Origin of the sequence: Brevibacterium sp. XM4083 (assembly GCF_006489205.2) — a bacterium.
In the GTDB taxonomy this organism is placed as follows: Bacteria; Actinomycetota; Actinomycetes; order Actinomycetales; family Brevibacteriaceae; genus Brevibacterium.
This window is the reverse complement of record NZ_VFYR02000002.1, coordinates 157161-179289: the sequence shown is the minus strand read 5'-3', so window position 1 is coordinate 179289 and position 22129 is coordinate 157161. Positions and strand designations below refer to the sequence as shown.

Genomic DNA, 22129 nt, shown 5'->3' with positions numbered 1-22129 from the left:
CGTAGAGTTCGTCGATGCACAGTGTACCCGGGGCACACGGGCGATCAGGACCGCTCGGCGACCTCTCGATCGATGCGGGCCGCCCAGTAGAGGGCGACGACCCACAGGGCGATGAAGATCGCGGCGATGAAGAACATCGGCGGGAGGATGAAGCCGGTGGCGAGCAGCAGCACCTGCGTGATCCAGCCGAGGACGACGCCGGGACGCTTCTGTCCGATGCGCCGCGGCAGGAGGATCGTCGCGACGATCCCGACCACCGCGATGGCAGACGCGCCGATGAGGAGCTGGGAGAGCTCGAGGGTGCCGTTGGTCTTCACCGTCAGGCCGAACGCTGCGAGTGCCGCGAAGTAGACGACGACGAGTTCGCAGATGAGGATCGAGCCGGCGAGGACGGGGTACTTCGACTTCATGCCTCGTCCCCCCGGCCGAGCAGCAGACGCGCCTCGGCGACGGTGTAGAGGGAGCCGGTGACGATGACCCCGGGCCGCTGCGCACCGCTGCCCTCGACGAGGTCGAAGGCCGTCATCAGTGCCGCGTTGAGGTCGGGGGCCACGGTCACCGCGTCCTCGTCGACCCATTCCCGGGCCGCCTCGGCGAGCGTCTCCGGGTCGAGCGCCCGATCGCTGACCGGGGCGGTGACGACGAAGGCGTCGGCGGTGCGGTGGAGTTCGTCGAGGACGCCGTGGACGTCCTTGTCGGCGAGCATGCCGAGGACGATGACGGTGAAGTCGAAGTCGAACGCCTCGGTGATCGTGTCGGCGAGCACGCGGGCGGCGTCAGGATTGTGCGCCCCGTCGACGACGACGGCGGGACCGGTGCGGACGAGTTCGGCGCGTCCGGGCGAGGTCACACGGGACAGCCCCTCGGCGACCGTGTCCCGGTCGAGCGGTTTGTCCTCATCGCCGAGGAAGGTCTCCGCGGCGACGATCGCGACGGCCGCGTTGTGCGCCTGGTGCTCCCCGTGGAGGGGAAGGAACAGGTCGGTGTAGACGTCCCGGATCCCCTGGACGGCGATGAGCTGGCCGTCGACGGCCCGCTGCCGGTCGACGAGGCGGAAGCTGCGGTCCTCGACGAGCGCGGGCACCTGACGGCGGGCCACTTCGGCGTCGAGGGCGGTGAGCGCCTCATCCTCCTGTGCCGCGATGATCGCCACCGGCTCCGGGGCCGGGGTCGGGTCGATGGTGCGGTTGAGGATTCCCGCCTTCGTCTCGGCGATCGCGGTGAGGGTGTCGCCGAGGTAGGCCTGGTGGTCGAGGCCGATGCGGGTGAACACGCACACCTCGGCGTCGGCGACGTTCGTCGAATCCCATTCCCCGCCCATCCCCACCTCGGCGACGACGACGTCGACGGGAGCGTCGGCGAAGATCGCGAAGGCGAGCACGGTGAGGACCTCGAAATAGGTGAGCTTCGGACGACCGGATTCGACGAGCTCGGCATCGACGATGTCGAGGTACGGGGCGATCTCGTCGAAGATCCGCACGAACGTCTCCGCGTCGACGGGCTGCCCGTCGACGGACACGCGTTCGGTGACCGAATGGAGGTGGGGGCTGGTGAACCGGCCGACCCGCAGATCGTGGGCGGAGATGATCGCGTCGATCATCCGCGCCGTCGACGTCTTCCCGTTCGTCCCCGTCACCGTGATGACGGGAGCGGCCCGGTGGATGTCGCCGAGGAGCTCGACGGCCCGGCGGGTCGCGTCGAGGCGGACCTCGACGGCGGCCTCCCCCGCCCGGGCGAGCAGGGTGGCATAGACCCGGGTGAGGTCGTCCGCGCTCATGCCCGCACCACCGAGATCCGGGTGCCCGCGGGCAGCTCTTCGGGGGTGAAGACCTCCGCGGACTCGGCGACGGGAGCGAAGTCGAGTCCCGTCGCCAGCGTCTCGGTGCTGATGAGGTCCCGGTGGGTCCCGAGCGCCTCGGTGACGGCTTCATCGGCCTCGATGACGACGGTGATGCGGTCGGCGACGTGGAGGTCGAGCTGCTTGCGGATGCCCTGGATCGCCCGCACGGTGTCCCGGGCCACGCCCTCGGCTTCGAGCTCCGGGGTGACCCGGGTGTCGAGCGCGAGGAATCCGGAGTCGAGGGGGGCGAGCTCCATGCCCTCGGTGCCGGATTCGGCGACGGACTCGAGCGTGTACTCGCCGTCGACGAGCTCGACGCCGCCGCTGGTCACGGTGCCGTCGGCGGCGACCGACCAGTCACCGGTCTTCGAGCCCCTGATCGCGGCCTGCACCTGCTTGCCCAGTCGCGGACCGGCGGCGCGGGCATTGACGACGAGGTTCTGAGTGAGCGAGAAGCCCGCATCCTCGGCGGCGGTGAGATCGAGGGCCTCGACCTCGCGGACGTTGAGCTCATCGGCGATGATGTCGGTGAACTCGCGGGCAAGCGGAGTGCTGCCGGCAACGACGAGGCGGCTGAGCGGCAGGCGCACCCGCAGTCGGTTGGCCTTGCGCACCGAGGAGGCCGTCGAGCTGATGTCGCGCGTGAGGTCCATCGCCGCGACGAGATCGGGATCGGCCGGGAACTCCGCGGCATCCGGGTAGTCCTCGAGGTGGACCGACCGGTGCCCGGTGAGCCCGCGGTAGATCTCCTCGACCGTGAACGGCAGGAGCGGGGCGGCGACCCGGGCGAAGGCCTCGAGGCACGTGTAGAGGACGTCGAAGGTCTCGTGGGTCTCCGCGCTGCCGTCCCAGAAGCGCCGGCGCGAGCGGCGGACGTACCAGTTCGTCAGCATGTCGAGGTAGCTGCGGACGATCTCGCAGGCCGCCCAGATGTCGAAGTCGTCCATCGCCGCGGCGAAGTCGACGATGAGGTCGTGCGTCTTCGCGAGCAGGTAGCGGTCGAGGACCTGGGAGGAGTCGTAGCGCTTCGACGCCCGGTAGCCGGCCACCGCCTCGGCGTCGTCGGTCCCTGCGGCCGGGTCCGCGGTGTTCGAGTACGTCGCGAAGAACTGCCACGTGTTCCACAGCGGGAGCACGACCTGGCGGACCGCGTCGCGGATGCCCTGTTCGGTGACGACGAGGTTGCCGCCGCGCAGGATCGACGAGGCCATGAGGAACCAGCGCATCGCATCCGAGCCGTCGCGGTCGAAGACCTCGTTGACGTCGGGGTAGTTGCGCAGGGACTTCGACATCTTCTGCCCGTCGGAGCCGAGCACGATGCCGTGGGAGATGCAGTTGAGGAACGCCGGACGGTCGAAGATCGCGGTGGCGAGGACGTGGAGGAGGTAGAACCAGCCGCGGGTCTGCCCGATGTACTCGACGATGAAGTCGGCCGGGAAGTGGTTGTCGAACCAGGCGGCGTTCTCGAACGGGTAGTGGACCTGGGCGTAGCTCATCGACCCCGAGTCGAACCACACGTCGAAGATCTCCGGGATCCGGCGCATCGTCGACGTCCCTGTGGGGTCGTCGGGGTTGGGACGGGTGAGGTCGTCGACCCACGGACGGTGGAGATCGACCTCGCCGCGGTCGTTGACCGGCAGCCGGCCGAAGTCGGCTTCGATCTCGGCCAGCGACCCGTAGACGTCGGTGCGCGGGTAGGTCGGGTCGTCGGAGATCCACACCGGGATCGGCGAGCCCCAGAAGCGGTTGCGCGAGATCGACCAGTCGCGGGCGTTCTCGAGCCACTTGCCGAACTGTCCGTCCTTGACGTTGTCGGGCACCCAGTTGATCTGCTCGTTGAGCTCGACCATCCGGTCCTTGAACTCGGTGACGCGGACGAACCACGAGGACACCGCGCGGTAGATGAGCGGGTTGCGGCAGCGCCAGCAGTGCGGGTACGAGTGCTCGTAGGACTCGTGGCGCACGAGCAGGGCGCTGCGGCCCTCGAGCGGTCCCGTGTGGTCGCGCAGATCCCGGATGATCGGGCGGTTGGCGTCGAAGACCTGCTCCCCGGCGTAGTCGGGCACGGTGGCGTCGAAGAGGCCGGCGTCGTCGACGGGGCGGACGGCGGTGATGCCGAAGGCGTCGGTGAGCTCCTTGTCCTCCTCACCGAAGGCCGGAGCCTGGTGGACGATGCCGGTGCCGTCCTCGGTGGTGACGAAGTCCGCGGGCAGGATCGTGTGCATGCGCTGCCCGAACTCGTCCTGGCGTCCCTCGAAGTAGGGGAACGGCGGCTCGTAGGAGCGTCCGACGATCTCGCTGCCGGGGAACGTCCGCAGCACCTCGGGGTCCTCCCCGAGTTCACGGGCGTACGCGCCGAGGCGCGCCTCGGCGAGGATGAGGGTCCTGCCCTGGAGTTCGGGCGCACCGTCGGGGCCGGGGACGACCGCGACGAGCGGGATCTCCGGGTTGACGGCCACGGCCTGGTTCGACGGCACCGTCCACGGAGTCGTCGTCCAGATGAGGACCCATTCGTCCGAATCGGTGAGCTTGTAGCCGATCGTCACGGCCGGATCCTGCCGCATCTTGTAGACGTCGTCGTCCATGCGCAGCTCATGGCTCGACAGCGGGGTCTGGTCCTTCCAGCAGTAGGGCAGGACGCGGTAGCCCTCGTAGACCAGGCCTTTGTCCCACAGCTGCTTGAACGCCCAGATGACGCTCTCCATGTATTCGACGTTGAGGGTCTTGTAGTCGTTCTCGAAGTCGACCCACCGGCCCTGCCGGGTGACGTACTCCTCCCACTCCTGCGTGTACCGCAGCACCGAGGACCGGCACGCGTCGTTGAAGGCGGCCAGACCCATGCGGCCGATCTCGGACTTGTCGGTGATGCCCAGCTGACGCTCGGCTTCGAGTTCGGCCGGCAGCCCGTGGGTGTCCCAGCCGAAGCGGCGGTCGACCTTCTTGCCCTGCATCGTCTGGTAGCGCGGGACGACGTCCTTGACGTAGCCGGTGAGGAGGTGACCGTAGTGCGGGAGGCCGTTGGCGAAGGGCGGGCCGTCGTAGAAGACGAATTCGTTCGACCCGTTCTCACCGGGATCGCGTTCGGCGATCGACGCGGCGAAGGTATCGTCCGTCTTCCAGTACTCGAGCACCGCGCGCTCGATCTCGGGGAAGTTCGGCGAGGCGCTGAGGCCGAAGGCCGAGGTCGACACCTTGGGATAGAGGGGTTGCGTCATGAGCGTCCTTCACGGTAGCTGCGGTCACTGGCCGCGAGGACGACATTGCTGCCGCGGTACCACCCCGCTTATCCGCCGCGGGGCCGCAGTGCCGACCGGCACAGTGCCTCAGCGACGGATCGCTCATTCATGCGGACGATGACGGGTCCGACCGTCCGGGTCTAGTGGGCACCCCATCCCGCCGAGGTGGTCGGCTAAGGATCGGTCGTGCTGTTCTTCCGGATGCTCCCCGGTGATGGCCGGATCGACGCGTCCTCAATTCTATACCCGCAGGCCGCACCCACACCAGTCACCCGGAGCGCTGACGAGCGGACGCACCCGCTGCGGATCAGGGGCTGCGTCCGCGGTCTCTGCGAGCAGTTCAGAGACCCTGGTCGCGGGCTGCTCAGAGACCCTGGTGGCGGGCGACCTTGTGCTGGGCGGCCTGGGCGATCGGACGGATGACCATGAGGTCGACGTTGAAGTGGTGCGGGCGCGTGAGCGTCCAGGTCACGGCGTCGGCGACGTCGTCGGCGGTGAGCGGGTTCTCCACGCCCTCGTAGACCTTCTCGGCCCGTGCGGTGTCCCCGCCGACGCGTTTGAGGGTGAACTCGTCGGTGGCGACCATGCCCGGGGCGATCTCGATGACGCGGACGGGCGAACCAGCGAGTTCGAGGCGCAGGGTCGCAGCGATCGAATGGGTGCCGTGCTTCGTCGCGACGTAGCCGCCCCCGCCTTCGTAGGCCTGGTGACCGGCGGTCGAGGACATGACGACGATGTCGCCGCGGCCGGAGTCGATGAGGGCGGGCAGGAATGCCTGGACGACGCGGAGGACTCCGAGGACGTTGATGTCGAACATGTCGCGCCATCCCTCGACCGAGGCCTCGGCGACGGTGTCCGTGCCGAACGCGGCACCGGCGTTGGCGACGAGGGCGTGGACGGGACCGCCGGCGAGCACCTCGGCGGCCATTGCGGCCACGGCGGCGTCGTCGGTGAGGTCGGCGGTGATCGCGGTGGCACCGGTCTCCTCGGCCAGGGCGGTGAGCTTGTCTCCGCGACGGGCCACGGCCACGACGTCCCAGCCCTGGTCCCGCAGCCGGCGCACGGTGGCGGCGCCGATGCCCGAGCTGGCTCCGGTGACGACTGCTCGCAATGCCTGCATCTGCCTCAACTCCCTCTCGACTGAAAACGGGTCTCGCTCTCAGTCTACGGTCGGGGCCCTAGCGGGCGCCGTCGGGCGCCTGGTCCCCGGCCGGTGGGGCGTCGTCCGGAGGAGTCTCGGGCTTCTGGGGTGAGTACGGATTGCGGGGTCCGCCCTCGCCGAACACGGCGCGCAGACCGGGGATCCTCACCGCCACCCACGTCACGGCGACGCAGATCGCGGTGTAGACGAGCACCATGACGACGCCGTGGAAGAGCACCCCGGGCACGGTCGTCGGCAGGCCGATGAGGTTGCGCAGCGGGTAGAGGACGAGCGGGTGGAGGAGGAAGACGCCGAACGAGTAGGGGTAGAACCAGTGGAGGACCCTGAACCCGGTGCGCATGTAGTGGTGGAGGAGGAGGTAGGCCGCGAGCGAGGCGACGACGACGCCCGGGGACAGGTATTCGTAGGGATAGAGCCACGGCTTCTCCCCCGGCCCGAAGCCCGCCCACAGCGCGGTCACCGCGGTCGAGGCGACGAATGCGACCCAGGCCCACACGACACCGCGGGTCGAGAGCATGACGTCGCGCAGCACCCAGCCGAGGATGTAGAACCCGGCCATGGGCAGGAACCGTGTGGCGATGTTCGCCTCCCCGACGGAGAAGATCATCGACACGAATTGGTCGAGCATGCCGATGCCGAGGAAGATCAGCCCTGTGCCCCACTGCAGGCGCCGGGAGCCGTGGACGCTGAGCAGACGGAAGAACGGCGTGAGCAGGGTGAGGCCGGCGAGGACGTAGAGGAAGTAGAGCTGGACGAACGGCGAGCCGGAGAGGATCGCGACCAGCGCGTTCCAGTCGGAGTCCGGGGGCAGGAGGTAGAAGCGGCGGAAGGCGACGTAGACGATCGTCCAGAAGACCAGCGGGATGCCGATGCGCCACACGCGCTTGGAGAGGAACTTCCGCGGCTTGCTGCCCCGCAGCGGGTCGAGCGCGAGGGCACCGGAGATCATGATGAACACGGGCACCGACCAGCGGCTCGCCGAGTCGATGGCGTTGGCGACCCACCAGTCGGGGCCCATCGAGGCGAAGTTGACCTCGACGACGGTGCCGAGGGAGTGGATGGCGACGACGGCGAGGATCGCGAAGGCTCGCGCGGGGTTCATCCACCCCGTCGAGGTGGGAGGCGGATTCTCTGTCCCGATTCTGTCCAAGGTCGCCATGCGTCCATCGTCTCATCTGACCAGGTGGTCGCATTCGAACCTCCCGTTCAGGCAATTCTCCGACGGTTGTCGACACAACTCACCGACGGTTGTCGAGACTGCGCGGACACCCGTCCCGATTCACCGCCGGACACGCTGCGGCGACCGGTTCGGCTCACCGCGGGAGAGGCCGCGGGGACCGGTTTGGCGCCTGGGTCCGCGAGTGGGAAAATCGACAACTATGAACTCTGCCTATTCCGACTCGACGCACGAGTCTGTGAACCTGCCGGACAAGCCGGCTCTCGAGGGCCTGCGCGACAAGTGGGACGCCGCCTGGAGCGAGTCCGACGTCTACGCCTTCGACGCCGACACGGACCGGGAGCAGGTCTACTCGATCGACACTCCCCCGCCGACGGCCTCCGGGTCGCTCCATGTCGGTCACGTCTTCTCGTACACGCAGACGGACATCATCGCCCGCTTCCAGCGCATGCGGGGCAAGAACGTCTTCTACCCGCTCGGCTGGGACGACAACGGCCTGCCGACCGAGCGTCGGGTGCAGAACTACTACGGCGTGACGTGCGACCCGTCGCAGCCCTACGACGCCGACTTCACTCCCCCGGCCAAGCCGGCGAAGAACTCTCGGGACTTCGAGCGTGTCTCGCGCCGGAACTTCATCGAACTCTGCGAACGCCTCTCGGCCGAGGACGAGCAGATCTTCGAGGACCTCTTCCGCTCGACCGGTCTGTCCGTGGACTGGAAGTACACCTACCGGACGATCGACGACACCTCACGGGCCGTGAGCCAGCGGGCGTTCCTCACCGACCTCGCCGGCGGGCACGCGTACTCGCAGGATGCCCCGACGATGTGGGACGTGTCCTTCGGCACCGCCGTCGCCCAGGCCGAACTCGAGGACCGGGAGAAGGAGGGCGCCTACCACAAGGTGAAGTTCTTCCCGCGCGGAGCCGACGGACTGGCCGACACCTCGGCGGATCCGATCATCATCCTCACCTCACGGCCGGAGCTCATTCCCGCCGTCGTCGCCCTCGTCGCCCACCCCGACGACGAGCGCTACCAGCCGCACTTCGGCACGACCTTCGTCTCTCCGCTCTTCGGCGTCGAGGTCGAGGTCCGGGCCCACGAGCTCGCGAAGTCCGACAAGGGCACGGGCATCGCCATGGTCTGCACGTTCGGCGACCTCACCGACGTCACCTGGTGGCGTGAGCTCGACCTGCCCACCCGGGCCGTGGTCAACCGCGCCGGACGCCTCGGCCTCGAGGTGCCCGAGTGGATCGCGGCCTCGCCGAAACCCGATGCCGTGGCCAACTACGAGGCGCTCGCGGGCAAGACGACATTCACCGCCCGCAAGGACATCGCGGAGATGCTCCGGGACTCCGGTGACCTCGTCGGCGAGATCGAGGCGATTACCCATCCCGTGCCGTTCTACGAGAAGGGCGACAAGCCGCTCGAGGTCGTCACCTCCCGCCAGTGGTACATCCGCAACGGCGGCCGCTCGGCGCAGCTGCGCGACGAGCTCATCGCCCGCGGGCGTGAGATCGAATGGCATCCGGCGTTCATGCGCTCCCGCTACGAGAACTGGGTGGAGAACCTCAACGGCGACTGGCTCGTCTCCCGCCAGCGCTACTTCGGGGTGCCGATCCCGCTGTGGTACCGCCTCGATGCCGACGGCACCCCGGACTACGAGAACCCGATCGTGCCCGAGAACCTGCCGGTCGATCCGATCGCCGAGGTGCCGGCGGGCTTCACGGAAGACCAGCGTGACCAGCCGGGCGGCTTCACCGCCGACCCCGACGTCCTCGACACGTGGGCGACGTCGTCGCTGACCCCGCAGCTGCTGGGCAAGTGGAGCCGGGACGAGAAGTTCTTCGACACCGTCTTCCCGTTCGATCTGCGGCCGCAGGGCCACGACATCATCCGCACGTGGCTCTTCTCCACGGTCGTTCGGGCGAATTCGCTCAACGACGCCGCCCCGTGGAAGCATGCGGGCCTGTCCGGGTGGATCCTCGACCCCGACCGGAAGAAGATGTCGAAGTCGAAGGGCAACGTCGTCGTGCCCTCGGACATCCTCGCCGAGGCGAAGCCCGGGTTCGGTCCCGACGCCGTGCGCTACTGGGCGGCGAGTGCGAAGCTCGGCGCTGACACCGCCTACGACGTCTCGCAGATGCAGATCGGCCGCCGCCTGGCGATGAAGCTGCTCAACGCCTCGAAGTTCGCGCTCGCGCAGGGCGTGCACGCCGGACTCGTCGGACAGGTCGATGCGGTCAGCCATGACCTCGATCGGGCCCTGCTCGCCCGCCTCGGCGAGGTAGCGGCCGGCGCCACCACCCACATGGAGGCCTATGACTACGCGCACGCCCTGCGCGAGGTCGAGAGCTTCTTCTGGGAGTTCACCGACGACTACGTCGAACTCGTCAAGGACCGCTCGTACGGTGCCGCCGGGGAGGCCGATCAGCTCTCGGCGCATGTCACCCTCGCCACCGCGCTCGATGTGCTGCTGCGCCTGTTCGCCCCGTTCATGCCGTTCGTCACCGAGGAGGTCTGGTCGTGGTGGCGCACCGGTTCGGTTCACCGCGCGCCGTGGCCCTCCGATGAGGCGACGCTCGCCGAGGCCGGCGCCGCCGATCCCGAGCTGCTGCGCTCCGTGGCCGCTGTGCTCTCGGAGATCCGTCGTGCGAAGACCGAGGCGAAGGTCTCGCAGAAGACCTCGGTGCTCAGCCTGACGATCGAAGCCCCGGCCGCGATCACCGGCGCTGTCGCCTCGGCGGAGGGCGACCTCAAGGCCGCCGGGAGGGTGCAGAGCCTGACGACCGACGTCGGCGGAGACGAGATCACCGTCGCCGCCATCGAGTTCGAACCGCAGGCCTGAGGTTCGCTGCCGCGAGGCGGGACCGGGACATGCTTCCGGTCCCGCCTCTCTGCGTTTGCCGGCCGTCACCCAGGAGTCGCCTCGGTGCCACCCAGCGGTCGCCTCGGTGCGAGACCTGTTCCCAAATGAGCACACGAATCGTCCCGGAATCCCGGTGTGACCCACATATCATGGAGTCGTCGCAGACGCCGGGGCACTCGGTCCCGACCTGACTGAAAGGCATGACAGACCATGAGAAGTGAGCTCTTTGCGCAGCGCAACGCCGAGGTCCAGAACCGGGATCGGTGGACGCTGCAGTCGAGTAAGATGCTGCGCACGGTGATCACGCCGGACGCTCCGATGATCGCCACGAAGGGCGCCATGGTCGCCTACCAGGGCGATGTCCGCTTCTCCCACCAGGGATCGAAGTCGGTCGGCCAGTTCATGAAGAAGGCGGCCACCGGCGAGGGCGGCAACGTCATGCGCGTCGAGGGCAATGGTGAGGTGTTCTTCGCCCGCGAAGCCTCGAACATCTTCATGATGTCCCTCGAAGGCCAGCAGGACGCCCTGACCGTCAACACGTCGAACCTTCTCGCTTTCGACGACGCCCTCAACTGGGAGATCAAGCGCATCAAGGGCGGCATCGGCGCGCTCGCGAGCGGTTCGGGTCTCTTCAACCTCGAGCTCAGCGGCACCGGCACGGCGGCGATCTGCTGCAAGGGCGACCCGATGGTCCTCGACGCCTCACAGCAGCCCACCTTCGTCGATCCGCAGTCCGCGGTCTGCTGGTCGTCGTCGCTGGCCCCGAAGATCAAGACCGACGTCAGCGTCGGCTCGTTCTTCGGACGCGGCTCCGGCGAATCGATCCAGCTCGCCTTCCACGGACCCGGTTTCGTCGTCGTCCAGCCGGCCGAGAACGCCGTCTACTCGGCCCCGGCCTGAGCACACTCCCCACCCGCTCCACGCATCCCCGCACCACATCCCCCGCGGCCGTCGGTTCCCACCGGCGGCCGCGCCGCGCTTTCACGCGCCCTGACCGGCATCCGCACACACTGCCCGCCGCTCACCGGAACGATATGTCGGAACTTCTTGACATGTCGGATATTCCCGACATAACCTCGAGGGCGTGAACACCGATGTCTTCGCAGCCGTTGCGAACCCCATACGCCGCGAGATCCTCGAGGCGGTGCGCGACGAACCCCGCTCCGTCACCGAGCTGACAGGGCTCTTCGACCTCAGCCGGCCCGCGGTCTCCGAGCATCTGCGGATCCTCCGTCTCGCCGGCCTCGTCCGCGAGGAACCGCAGGGTCAGCGACGGATCTATCATCTCGAACCGGCGCCACTGGCCGAGCTCGGCGAATGGCTCCACCCCTTCGAACGGTATTGGCGCGACCGCCTCGGCGATCTGGCGCGCACCCTCGACGACATCACCGAAACCGACACCCCCACCGACCCCGAAACGGAGACGAACGATGACTGACGAACGGACCATCGAAGTCGACCAGTTCCTCACCCACCCGCCGCACACCGTATGGCGGGCACTCACCGAACCCGAGCTGCTCGCGCGCTGGTGGGCGCCCGGCGACATCGCACCGGTGGTCGGCCACGCCTTCACCCTCGACATGGGCGGCTTCGGCGAGCAGCCGTGCACGGTGACCCGCGTCGAACCCGAACGCCTCATCGCCTTCACCTTCGCCGAGGGCAGCCTCGACTCGACCCTGACCTGGACCATCGAACCCGAGGGCACGGGCACGCGACTGTTCCTCGCCCATTCCGGTCTCGACGTCGACTCCCCGCTCGGTCAGCAGGCGTACAAGGGCATGGGATCGGGATGGCCGGGCATCCTCGCGACCATGGAGTCCGCGCTCACCGAGGTGTGATCGCCGAGGTGTGATCGCCGAGGCGGTCCCCCGCCGATCCTTCACCAGCGCAACCCCGGCCAGCCGCCCCGAGGCGATCCCCTGCCTTCCCGCACATGACCGGGAGCCGGCGGCTCAGGCCACCGCGCGCGTCTCGTCCGCCCCACCCCGTTCGACACGGTAGCGCCGGAACGCCGGGAACACTGCCGCGCAGATGAGGACGAGCACGATGACGGCGATGCCGCCGCCGGCCGAGGCGATCGTCGTCGTGGTCGCCTCGGCGGCATAGCCGTGGACGATGTCGGCGATGCGCGGTCCTCCGGCGACGACGACGATGAACACGCCCTGCATCCGCCCGCGCATGTCATCGCTCGCAGCCTCCTGGAGCATCGTCGACCGGAAGGCGGCGGAGATGATGTCCGCTCCCCCGCCGAGTGCGAGGCCGAAGAGCGCGACGATGAGCGCGGCCGTCCAGAATCCGCTCGCGAACGGCAGCGCGAGTCCGAAGATCGTCATCGCCGCGCCCCAGACGATGATCGCGACGATGACGGCGAGCCCCTGGCGTTCGACCTTCGAGACCCACCCGGAGAAGATCCCGGCCAGGGCACTGCCGGCGGCCAGCGCTGCGAAGAGGAGGGAGAAGACGATGCCGCCCTCGGGCGGACCGCCGAAGGTCTCGGTCGCGATCTGCGGGAACAGGGCGCGGGGCATGCCGAAGACCATGGCGATGACGTCGACGAGGAGCGAGACCATGACGACGGTGTTCGTCCCGAGGTACCGGAACCCGTCGACGACGCCCTTGAACCCCGAGCGCGTGTCCGGCTGCTTCCCCGGCACGAGCGGGGGAAGCCTGACCACGGCGTAGAGCGTGGTCGCGAGGAAGAGGGCGTCGAGGATGTAGAGCATCTGGTAGCCGAAGACCGGAATGAGCGCCCCGCCGATGACGGGACCGGCGACCGCCCCGAGTGTCGCGACCGTCATGTTGAGCGAGTTCGCCGCCGGCAGCAGTGCCAGCGGCACGATCGTCGGCAGCAGCGCCCCGCGGGCGGGTTGGTTGAGCCCGAAGAAGGCCTGCTGCATCGCGAACACGCTGAGCAGCACCCACACGTTGTCGATCTGGATGACGGCGAGGAACGCGAGCAGCGCACTCGTGATGATGAGGCCGACGGTCGAGATGATGAGGAGCTTGCGCCGGTCGATGACATCGGCGAGCGACCCTCCCCAGAGCCCGAAGACGATGAGCGGGACGAGCCCGAAGACACCGCTGAGTCCGACGTACCCGGAGGACCCGGTGATGTGGAAGATCTGCGCCGGGATGGCGACGACGGTCATCTGCGTACCGAGGACGGTGACGATGTTGGCCAGCCACAGCCGGCGGTAGTTGTCGTATCTGAGCGGTCTGGTGTCCGCGAACAGCCTCATGCGGCGCGCGAAGCGCTCACGCGGACTTCTTCGTCGTCCGCGTCTGCTCGTGCGGGATGAGGGTCGGGGCGACGTTGCTCTCGACGACGTCCTTGGTCACGACCACCTCGGCGACGTCCTCACGGGAGGGCACATCGAACATGATCGGCTGGAGGACTTCCTCCATGATCGACCGCAGTCCGCGGGCCCCGGTGCCGCGCAGGAGTGCGAGATCGGCGATCGCCTCGAGGGCCTCGGTCTCGAACCGGAGTTCGACGTTGTCGAACTCGAACATCCGCTGGTACTGCTTGACCAGGGCGTTCTTCGGTTCGGTGAGGATCGACATGAGTGCCGGCCGGTCGAGGTTGGACACGGTCGCGAGCACCGGCAGACGGCCGATGAACTCGGGGATGAGCCCGAACTTGAGCAGATCCTCGGGCAGGATGTCCGCGTAGAGGTCCTCCTCGTCGTTCTTCGACTGGAGCAGGGCGCCGAAGCCGATGCCGTGCTTGCCCTTGCGACCGGCGACGATCTCCTCCATCCCGGCGAAGGCGCCGGCGACGATGAAGAGGACGTTCGTCGTGTCGATCTGCAGGAAGTCCTGGTGCGGGTGCTTGCGGCCGCCCTGCGGGGGCACCGAGGCCTGCGTGCCCTCGAGGATCTTCAGCAGCGCTTGCTGCACGCCCTCACCGGAGACGTCGCGGGTGATCGACGGGTTCTCCGACTTGCGGGCGATCTTGTCGATCTCGTCGATGTAGATGATGCCGTGCTCGGCGCGCTGGATGTCGAAGTCCGCGGCCTGGATGAGCTTGAGGAGGATGTTCTCGACATCCTCGCCGACATAGCCGGCTTCGGTCAGCGCGGTGGCATCGGCGACGGCGAAGGGCACGTTGAGGCGCTTCGCCAGAGTCTGGGCGAGGTAGGTCTTGCCGGAGCCGGTGGGGCCGACGAGGAGGATGTTCGACTTCGAGATCTCGACCTCGGAATCGGCGCTGCCCAGCGTCTTCGCGTCGTCGCCGCCCTGGAGGGCGCGGATGCGCTTGTAGTGGTTGTAGACAGCGACGGAGAGGGCCTTCTTCGCGGGATCCTGACCGACGACGTACTCGTGGAGGAAGTCGAAGATCTCCCGCGGCTTGGGCAGCTCGAGTTCGGCGTGCTCCGCCGTCGACTCGCTGAGCTCCTCTTCGATGATCTCGTTGCACAGTCCGATGCATTCATCGCAGATGTACACCCCAGGTCCGGCGATGAGTTTCCGCACCTGCTTCTGTGACTTGCCACAGAAGTTACATTTGAGCAGATCTGCTCCGTCCGCACTGCGAGCCACTGTCACAACCTTTCGCCAGGGCGTCTCGCCCCAACTCTACCGCTCGTGTTTCCTGTACCTCAATAGCTTCCCATATGACACTGACGCAGCGCCTGCGCGGGGTCATACGGTGTGTCGGAACGGTCCCGTCGACCGCCCCGCGGACCACCACCAACGATCGCCCTCCGGCACCCGGCTCGGCGGATCTCCCTGCCGAGACGCCGAGACGCCGAGACGCCAGCGGGCCCGGACGGCTGTCACCGTCCGGGCCCGCTGACTGCCGGACTCAGGCTCCCTTGCGGGAGGTGAGCACCTGGTCGACGAGACCGTAGTCCTTCGCCTGCTCGGCGGTGAGGAAGAGGTCGCGTTCGATGTCGTTCGACACCTGCTCCTCGGTCTTGTTCGAGTGCTTCGACAGCGTCGCCTCGAGCCACTGGCGCATGCGCAGCACCTCGGCGGCCTGGATCTCGATGTCCGAGGCCTGGCCCTGCCCCTGGCCCTGCATCGAGGGCTGGTGGATGAGGACGCGGGCGTTGGGCAGCGCGAGTCGCTTGCCGGGGGTGCCGGCGGCGAGCAGCACGGCCGCGGCGGAGGCCGCCTGGCCCAGGCACACCGTCTGGATCTCCGGCTTGATGTACTGCATCGTGTCGTAGATTGCGGTCAGCGCGGTGAACGAGCCGCCGGGCGAGTTGATGTAGAGGGTGATGTCGCGGTCGGGGTCCTGCGATTCGAGGACGAGCAGCTGCGCCATGATGTCATCGGCGCTCGTGTCATCGACCTGCACGCCGAGGAAGATCACGCGATCCTCGAACAGCTTCGTGTAGGGGTCCTGACGCTTGAAGCCGTACGGCGTGCGCTCTTCGAACTGCGGCATGACGTAGCGCGACACCGGCATCTGGCCGGCGGTCGATCCTGGCATGAGATTCATTGAGTTCATTCTTCCCTGTCTCCCCGTCACTTGTCGTTGACTTCGGACGCCTGGGTCACGACGTCGTCGATGAAGCCGTATTCGAGGGCTTCCTCGGCGGTGAACCAGTGGTCGCGGTCGTTGTCCTTGAGGATCTGCTCGAGCGACTTGCCGGTCTGCTCGGCGGTCAGCTCGGCCATCTGCTTCTTCATGTGGAGGATGAGCTCGGCCTGGATCTTGATGTCCGTGGCCGTGCCGCCGATGCCGCCGAGCGGCTGGTGCATGAGGATGCGCGCGTGCGGGGTCGCGTAGCGCTTGCCCTTGGCACCGGAGGACAGCAGGAACTGTCCCATCGACGCGGCCATGCCCATCGCGACGGTCGCGACGTCCGGCTTGATGTACTGCATCGTGTCGTAGATCGCCATGCCCGCGGTGACCGAGCCGCCGGGCGAGTTGATGTAGAGCCAGATGTCGGAATCCGGGTCCTCAGCCGCCAGCAGCATCATCTGCGCGCAGATCGCGTTGGCGTTGTCGTCACGGACCTCCGAGCCGAGCCAGATGATCCGCTCCTTGAGCAGACGGTTGAAGATGTGGTCGTCGAGGCCCATTCCCCCACCGGCGTCGAGGCCGACGGGCGCTGTCGTGTTCTGTGCGCTCACGTTTCTCTCCTGTTGGTCTAGATTGGCTTGCTATGGACTCTAACTGGTGCGCCGCAGGTTTTAGTCCCCCCGATCAGCCGTGTTCGCCCTCAGCGTGAAAGGCTGCGATCCGCGGCTGAATGCGCGAAACGGCGGGCACGGTCATCCCGTGCCCGCCGTTGTCAGCGGTGCTCAGTCAGCAGACCCTCGCCGAGGCAGCTGTCGGCCTGCGTGACGAAAGCTCACTTCTCGTCGGCGTCGGCCTTCGCATCCTCGGCGACGGTCTCGTCGGCGTCGTCGGCCTCAGCATCGTCAGCGGAGACGGTCTCGGCGGAGTCGTCGGCAGGAGAGGTGAACTCCTCCATGTCGACGACGTTGCCGTCGGTGTCCTTGACGACGGCACCGGCCAGCGCCGCGGCGAGGGCCTTGCGGCGCGAGACCTCACCGACGAGGGCGTTGACCTGGCCGGAGTTGTCGAGCATCTGCGCGAACTCGTTCGGGTTCATGCCGTACTGCTGCGAGGCGGAGATGAGGTACTCGATGAGCTCGGGCTGGGTGACCTCGACCTCTTCGGCCTCGGCGATGGCATCGAGGACGAACTGCGTGCGCAGGTTGCGCTCGGTCTCCTCGGTGACCTCCTTGCGGTGCTCATCGTCGTCGACGCGGTTCTCGGATTCGAGGTGGCGCTCGACCTCGTCGGTGACGATCTTCGCGGGCACCGGCACGTCGACGGCCTCGATGATCGCTTCGAGGACCTTGTCGCGCGCCTCGGCGCCCTGCGCGAACTCCTTCTGCTTGCCGGCCTGGACCTTGAGGTCCTCACGGAGCTCGTCGATGGTGTCGAACTCGCTGGCCAGCTGCGCGAAGTCGTCGTCGGCCTCGGGCAGTTCGCGCTCCTTGACGGCCTTGAGGGTGACGGTCACGGTGCCCGACTCGCCCTCGTGCTCGCCGCCGGCGAACGTCGTCGAGAAGGTCGTCGACTCGTCGGCCGAGAGACCCTCGAGGGCTTCGTCCATGCCGTCGAGCATGGTGCCGGCGCCCACCTGGTAGGAGATGTCGGAGGCCGAGTCGATCTCCTCGTCGTCGATCTTCGCGACGAGGTCGAGGGTGACGAAGTCGTCCTTGGCCGCCGGACGGTCGACGGAGGTCAGGGTGCCGAAGCGCGAGCGCAGCTGCTCGAGTTCGTTGTCGACGTCGGCGTCGGTGACCTCGATGGGGTCGACCTCGACGGTGATCGAGTCGTAGGCGGGCAGCGTGATCTCGGGACGCACGTCGACGTCGACGGTGAAGACGAGGTCGCCGTCCTCGGTGCCGTCGAGACCGGGAACCTCGGAGATCTCGACCTCGGGCTGGCCGAGCGGCTTGAGATCGTTGGCTTCCACAGCGTCACGGTAGAACCCGTCGAGTCCGTTGTTGATCGCTTCCTGGATCACGGTGGGGCGGCCGACGCGCTGGTCGATGATGCGCGTGGGGACCTTGCCCTGACGGAACCCGGGGACGTTGACCTGGGAACCGATGGTCTTGTAGGCCTCGTCGACGCTCGGCTTGAGTTCGGCGTATGGGACTTCCACGCTGATCTTGACCCGGGTCGGGTCGAGTTGCTCGACGGAGCTCTTCACAGTGGGACCTTTCAGAATCGACAATCATGCTCGCAGTCGACACGACGGTTCGTCAGCCGTGGGACCGCTGAGGGATCGGACATGGACCATGTCCTTTTGAGATGCAGTCACCCATCCTACGCGAAACGCAAGCCAAAACACGAAAAGCGCCGAGGTGGTCGCGCAGACGAGAAAACCGGCCGAACCACGAGGGTCCGACCGGCCGGTGGAGGGGATGACGGGAATCGAACCCGCACCATCAGTTTGGAAGACTGAGGCTCTACCATTGAGCTACATCCCCGTGTTGCGAATATGACTATATCCGAGGTCGTCGGCACGGGCCAAATCGGGCTTTCATGACGTGTGTCACAGGGTGCGAGCGTCGTTGGGACGGCGCCTGCGGATGTGGTTAGATTGAGTGTCGCGGGATGTGGCGCAGCTTGGTAGCGCATCTGTTTTGGGAACAGAGGGTCGCAGGTTCAAATCCTGTCATCCCGACGATCGAGAGCCGCCCTGACCTGCAGGTCAGGGCGGCTCTTCTGCATGCGCCCCGTTCCCATTGGACGGTTTGCGGCTCGACCCGCGGCAGGGAGGTTCGCGACAATGGTGTCCCGACCGGATCCAGGAAGGACCCGCCATGGCGCCGCTGCCCCCGCACCCGACCCCGCTCTCACGACTGCGCACGCGGACGCGCACCGTGCGTCTGACCGCACTCGGGGCCGCCGTCGGTCTCGCCCTCAGTGCCTGCACTGCCGGTGATGACCCGAGCTCGGCGCCGGCCACCTCGGCGTTCACCTCATCGCCGGCACCGAGTACAGAGACCGGGTCTCCCCCGCCGCTCACCGCCCCCGAGGTCGTCGCCGAGAACCTCGCGGCACCGTGGTCGATCGCCTTCGCCGGCAGCTCTCCGCTCGTGTCCGAACGCGATACGGGACGGATCCTCGAACTCTCCGCCGACCGTCCCGCGCAGGTCCGGGAGGTCGGCACCGTGCCCGATGTCGCCGCCGCCGGCGAGGGCGGTCTGCTCGGCCTCGCCGTCGCCGACGACGTCCTCTACTCCTACTTCACGGCCGCAGACGGCAACCGCATCGTCCGCTTCCCGCTCACCGGCGACCCCGGAGGCCTCGGACTCGGGGAGCCCGAGGTGCTCCTCGACGGCATCCCGGCGGGCACCACGCACAACGGCGGCCGGCTCGCCTTCGGACCCGACGGCATGCTCTACGCCACGGCCGGCGATGCCGGGGAAAGCGCGTCGGCGCAGGACCGGGCCGCTCTGTCGGGCAAGATCCTGCGGCTGACCCCCGACGGTGCGGTGCCCGAGGACAACCCGTTCGACGGGTCGTACGTCTATTCCTACGGCCACCGCAATCCGCAGGGGCTGAGCTGGGACGAGGACGGGACGATGTATGCCAGCGAGTTCGGGCAGAACGCGTGGGACGAGCTCAACGTCATCGAACCGGGAGCGAACTACGGCTGGCCCGAGGTCGAGGGCATGGCCGATCCCGGGGAGGGCGGGGACTTCGTCGATCCGGTCCAGCAGTGGGCTCCGGCGGAGGCGAGTCCGAGCGGCATGACGATCACCGGCGATTCGATCCTCATCGCCAATCTCCGCGGTGCGACGCTGCGCGAGGTTCCGGTCACCGACCTCTCGCAGTCGCGGACGTTCTATGACGGCGAATACGGTCGCCTCCGCGACGTCGTCACGACCCCGACCGGGGAGATCTGGATGCTGACGAACAACACCGACGGGCGCGGGGATCCGGGTCCCGGCGACGATCGGATCATCCGCATCCCGGCACCGGACTGAGCGGCCGCCCCGCCGCAGGGAGCGTGCCTCAGCGCTCGAAGTCGATGACCTGGCGGATGACGGTGCCGGCGGCCAGCGCGTCGAACGCGGAGTTGATGTCGTCGAGGGCGACGGTCTCGGTGATGAGCTCCTCGACGGGCAGCCGGCCCTCGCGCCACAGCTGCGCGTAGATCGGGATGTCGCGGGCCGGCACGGCCGACCCGAGGTAGGAGCCGATGACGGTGCGCGCCTCGGCGGTCAGCGTCACCGGGGTGATGCGGGCCTCGGCGTCCGGAGCAGGCAGGCCCACGGTCACAGTGGTTCCGCCCACGGCGGTCGCGGTGAAGGCGGTTTCGAAGGCGCGGGGATGGCCGACGCATTCGACGACGATCGGTGCCGTCCGGTCTCCGAGCTCCTCGGGCGTCCAGACCTCGACCGCACCGAGCCTTCGCGCATGCTCGAGCTTCTCCGGGTTCGCGTCGACGCCGATGACCCCGGCGGTCTCGATCGACAGCGCCGTGATGAGCGCGGCCATCCCGACCCCGCCGAGGCCGACGATCATCACCTCGTCGTCGGGTCCCGGGGCGCCGGCGTTGAGGACCGCTCCCCCGCCGGTGAGCACCGCGCAGCCGAGGACCGCGGCGATCGGGGCCGGCACATCATGGCCGACGGGCACGACGGAGGCGCGGTTGACCACGGCATGCGTGGCGAAGACGGAGACGCCGAGGTGGTGGAGCACCTCGGCGCCGGAGGCATCGTGGAGTCTGACCTTGTGGCCGTCGAAGGGCAGGGTGCCTGCGGCGTTCGTCGCGCTCCCGGGCAGGCACGGCAGCTTCCCGTCGGTGAGGCAGTTGCGGCAGACCCCGCAGCGCGGCAGGAACACGGTGACGACCTGATCGCCGATCTCGAGGTCGTCGACGCCGTCGCCGAGGGCCTCGACGATGCCCGCGCCCTCATGGCCGAGCAGCATCGGCAGCGGCCTGGGCCGGTTCCCGTCGACGACGGAGAGGTCGGAGTGGCACACCCCGGCCGCGGTCAGCCGGATGCGGATCTCCCCGGGGCCCGGGGCGTCGAGGTCGAGCTCCTCGACCGTGAGCGGAGATGACTCCGCATACGGCCGGTCACGCTCTGCCTCGCGCAGCACCGCGCCCCGGATCCTCACAGTCCGGCCTGACCCTCGGTCTCGTAGGCGGCCATGATCCCGATCCGGCGGGCATGGCGGTCATCACCGGAGAAGGGGGTGGTGAGGAACGCGTCGACGATGGCGATCGCATCGGCCTCGGAATGCTGGCGGGCGCCGACGGCGACGATCTGCGCATCGTTGTGCTCACGGGCGAGCTGCGCGATCTCCGGGTTCCACGCGAGTGCGGCCCTGGCGCCGGTGACGAGGTTGGCCGCCATCTGCTCCCCGTTGCCCGACCCGCCGATGACGACGCCGAGCGAGTCGAGGCCCGCGGCGCGGTCGTCGACGACGGCCTGAGCCGCGGCGATGCAGAACGCCGGATAGTCGTCGAGCGCGTCGTACTCGAGTGCCCCGTGGTCGACGACCTCGTAGCCCTCCTCGCCGAGGTGGCCCTTGAGGACCTCTTTGAACTCGTACCCGGCGTGGTCGGTGCCGAGGTGAACCTTCATCATGTGCCTTTCGTCAGGGGTGGTGAGCTCGCTGGTCGTGGACAGTGCAGCGGACAGAGCTGTGGGCAGAGCCTCAGTCGAAGATCGGACCCTGGTCGCGGGTGCGCTTGAGTTCGAAGAAGCCCGGCGTCGAGGCGACGGCGACGACGCCGTCGAAGAGGCGCCCGGCATCCTCGCCCTGCGGGGCCGGGGTGACGACGGGACCGAAGAACGCGGTGCCGGCGACCCGGCAGATCGGGGTGCCGACGTCGTCGCCGACGAGGGCCATCGCCTCGTCGTGGGAAGCCTGCAGCGCGGCGTCGTAGTCGTCGCGCTCGGCGTAGTCGAGGAGTTCGGCGGGCAGATCGAGCTCAGCGAGCGCCTCGGCGACGGCCTTGTCGAAGTCCTGTTCCCCACCGGGGTGGATGCGGGTGCCGATCGCGGTGTAGAGCGGCTCGGCGATCTCCTCGCCGTGCTCGGCGATCGCGGCGGTGACGACGCGCATCGGACCCAGGGTGCGGTCGATGAGCTCCCGGTAGTCCTCGGGGAGGTCCTTGCCGCGGTTGAGGATGTTGAGGCTCATCGGATGGAAGCGGACGTCGACGTCGCGGACCTTCGCGACCTCGAGTCCCCACCGGGACGTCATCCACGCCCACGGGCACGCCGTGTCGAACCACAGGTCAAGGGTTTCTCTGCTCATTCTCGCTCCTCATCGGCAGGGGTGCGCCGCAGCGCCCTGGTCACTGTGCCAATCTACCAACTCCGCGCGCCCCGGCCCACCGCGTCC

At 68.1% G+C, this 22129-nt stretch carries 18 protein-coding genes and 2 tRNA genes; 6 read left to right on the top strand and 14 right to left on the bottom strand.

Annotated features, from left to right (window positions below; translation table 11 throughout):
* Positions 1–44: 44 nt before the first annotated feature.
* From FJ887_RS06555 to FJ887_RS06535, 5 genes are all read right to left on the bottom strand, one after another.
* Positions 45–410 carry a DUF4233 domain-containing protein gene (locus FJ887_RS06555; RefSeq protein ID WP_140955121.1) on the bottom strand — a complete coding sequence of 122 codons (366 nt, stop codon included), beginning with the start codon at positions 408–410 and terminating at the stop codon, positions 45–47.
* Complete coding sequence (locus tag FJ887_RS06550; RefSeq protein ID WP_140955122.1) at positions 407–1777, bottom strand: bifunctional folylpolyglutamate synthase/dihydrofolate synthase; 1371 nt, start codon at positions 1775–1777, stop codon at positions 407–409. The genes FJ887_RS06555 and FJ887_RS06550 overlap by 4 nt, the downstream gene beginning before the upstream one ends.
* A complete protein-coding gene (gene ileS, locus FJ887_RS06545; RefSeq protein WP_140955123.1) occupies positions 1774–5055 on the bottom strand; it encodes an isoleucine--tRNA ligase in 3282 nt (1093 codons plus the stop codon). Before ileS ends, FJ887_RS06550 begins: the two co-directional genes overlap by 4 nt.
* A 385-nt stretch (positions 5056–5440) precedes the next feature.
* The gene (locus FJ887_RS06540) at positions 5441–6196 is read right to left on the bottom strand and encodes an SDR family oxidoreductase (protein ID WP_140955124.1); all 756 of its coding nucleotides are present in this window, start codon (positions 6194–6196) and stop codon (positions 5441–5443) included.
* A gap of 58 nt (positions 6197–6254) precedes the next feature.
* Entirely contained in the window at positions 6255–7397 is a 1143-nt protein-coding gene (locus tag FJ887_RS06535; RefSeq protein ID WP_250786176.1) for an acyltransferase, read from the bottom strand.
* Positions 7398–7617: 220 nt separating this feature from the next.
* Between FJ887_RS06535 and valS the strand changes: the two genes are divergently transcribed.
* The 4 genes from valS (at position 7618) to FJ887_RS06515 (ending at position 12119) form a co-directional block, all read left to right on the top strand.
* A complete protein-coding gene (valS, locus tag FJ887_RS06530) occupies positions 7618–10260 on the top strand; it encodes a valine--tRNA ligase (RefSeq protein ID WP_137826312.1) in 2643 nt (880 codons plus the stop codon).
* Positions 10261–10491: 231 nt separating this feature from the next.
* The gene (locus FJ887_RS06525; protein WP_140955125.1) at positions 10492–11181 is read left to right on the top strand and encodes an AIM24 family protein; all 690 of its coding nucleotides are present in this window, start codon (positions 10492–10494) and stop codon (positions 11179–11181) included.
* Positions 11182–11365: 184 nt separating this feature from the next.
* Entirely contained in the window at positions 11366–11719 is a 354-nt protein-coding gene (locus FJ887_RS06520; protein ID WP_137826314.1) for an ArsR/SmtB family transcription factor, read from the top strand.
* Complete coding sequence (locus FJ887_RS06515; RefSeq protein WP_137826315.1) at positions 11712–12119, top strand: SRPBCC family protein; 408 nt, start codon at positions 11712–11714, stop codon at positions 12117–12119. Before FJ887_RS06520 ends, FJ887_RS06515 begins: the two co-directional genes overlap by 8 nt.
* A 114-nt stretch (positions 12120–12233) precedes the next feature.
* On the opposite strand, the gene FJ887_RS06510 is transcribed toward FJ887_RS06515, so the two are convergent.
* The 6 genes from FJ887_RS06510 to FJ887_RS06485 form a co-directional block, all read right to left on the bottom strand.
* Positions 12234–13520, bottom strand: a complete 1287-nt coding sequence (locus FJ887_RS06510; protein WP_140955126.1) for an MFS transporter — start codon at positions 13518–13520, stop codon at positions 12234–12236.
* A 16-nt stretch (positions 13521–13536) separates the two neighbouring features.
* On the bottom strand, positions 13537–14823 hold the full coding sequence (gene clpX / locus FJ887_RS06505; RefSeq protein ID WP_137826317.1) for an ATP-dependent Clp protease ATP-binding subunit ClpX: 1287 nt from the start codon (positions 14821–14823) through the stop codon (positions 13537–13539).
* Between the two features lie 265 nt (positions 14824–15088).
* Positions 15089–15730 (bottom strand): ATP-dependent Clp protease proteolytic subunit, encoded by a 642-nt coding sequence (locus FJ887_RS06500; protein WP_137826318.1) that lies wholly within the window; start codon positions 15728–15730, stop codon positions 15089–15091.
* A gap of 26 nt (positions 15731–15756) precedes the next feature.
* A complete protein-coding gene (locus FJ887_RS06495) occupies positions 15757–16317 on the bottom strand; it encodes an ATP-dependent Clp protease proteolytic subunit (protein WP_137826332.1) in 561 nt (186 codons plus the stop codon).
* A gap of 272 nt (positions 16318–16589) precedes the next feature.
* Positions 16590–17966, bottom strand: coding sequence for a trigger factor (gene tig / locus FJ887_RS06490; protein WP_137826319.1), 1377 nt, complete (start codon positions 17964–17966; stop codon positions 16590–16592).
* Between the two features lie 206 nt (positions 17967–18172).
* Positions 18173–18246, bottom strand: a tRNA-Gly gene (locus FJ887_RS06485).
* A gap of 123 nt (positions 18247–18369) precedes the next feature.
* On the opposite strand from FJ887_RS06485, the gene FJ887_RS06480 reads away from it, so the two are divergent.
* Both FJ887_RS06480 and FJ887_RS06475 read left to right on the top strand, forming a co-directional pair.
* A tRNA-Pro gene (locus FJ887_RS06480) sits at positions 18370–18443 on the top strand.
* A gap of 139 nt (positions 18444–18582) precedes the next feature.
* Complete coding sequence (locus tag FJ887_RS06475) at positions 18583–19752, top strand: PQQ-dependent sugar dehydrogenase (protein WP_137826320.1); 1170 nt, start codon at positions 18583–18585, stop codon at positions 19750–19752.
* A 28-nt stretch (positions 19753–19780) separates the two neighbouring features.
* Here the strand turns inward: FJ887_RS06475 and FJ887_RS06470 are convergent, their stop codons facing one another.
* From FJ887_RS06470 to FJ887_RS06460, 3 genes are all read right to left on the bottom strand, one after another.
* Positions 19781–20893 carry an alcohol dehydrogenase catalytic domain-containing protein gene (locus FJ887_RS06470; protein WP_140955127.1) on the bottom strand — a complete coding sequence of 371 codons (1113 nt, stop codon included), beginning with the start codon at positions 20891–20893 and terminating at the stop codon, positions 19781–19783.
* Positions 20890–21363 (bottom strand): ribose-5-phosphate isomerase, encoded by a 474-nt coding sequence (locus tag FJ887_RS06465; RefSeq protein WP_137826333.1) that lies wholly within the window; start codon positions 21361–21363, stop codon positions 20890–20892. The genes FJ887_RS06470 and FJ887_RS06465 overlap by 4 nt, the downstream gene beginning before the upstream one ends.
* Before the next feature lie 73 nt (positions 21364–21436).
* On the bottom strand, positions 21437–22042 hold the full coding sequence (locus FJ887_RS06460) for a mycothiol-dependent nitroreductase Rv2466c family protein (protein WP_137826322.1): 606 nt from the start codon (positions 22040–22042) through the stop codon (positions 21437–21439).
* Positions 22043–22129: the final 87 nt, after the last annotated feature.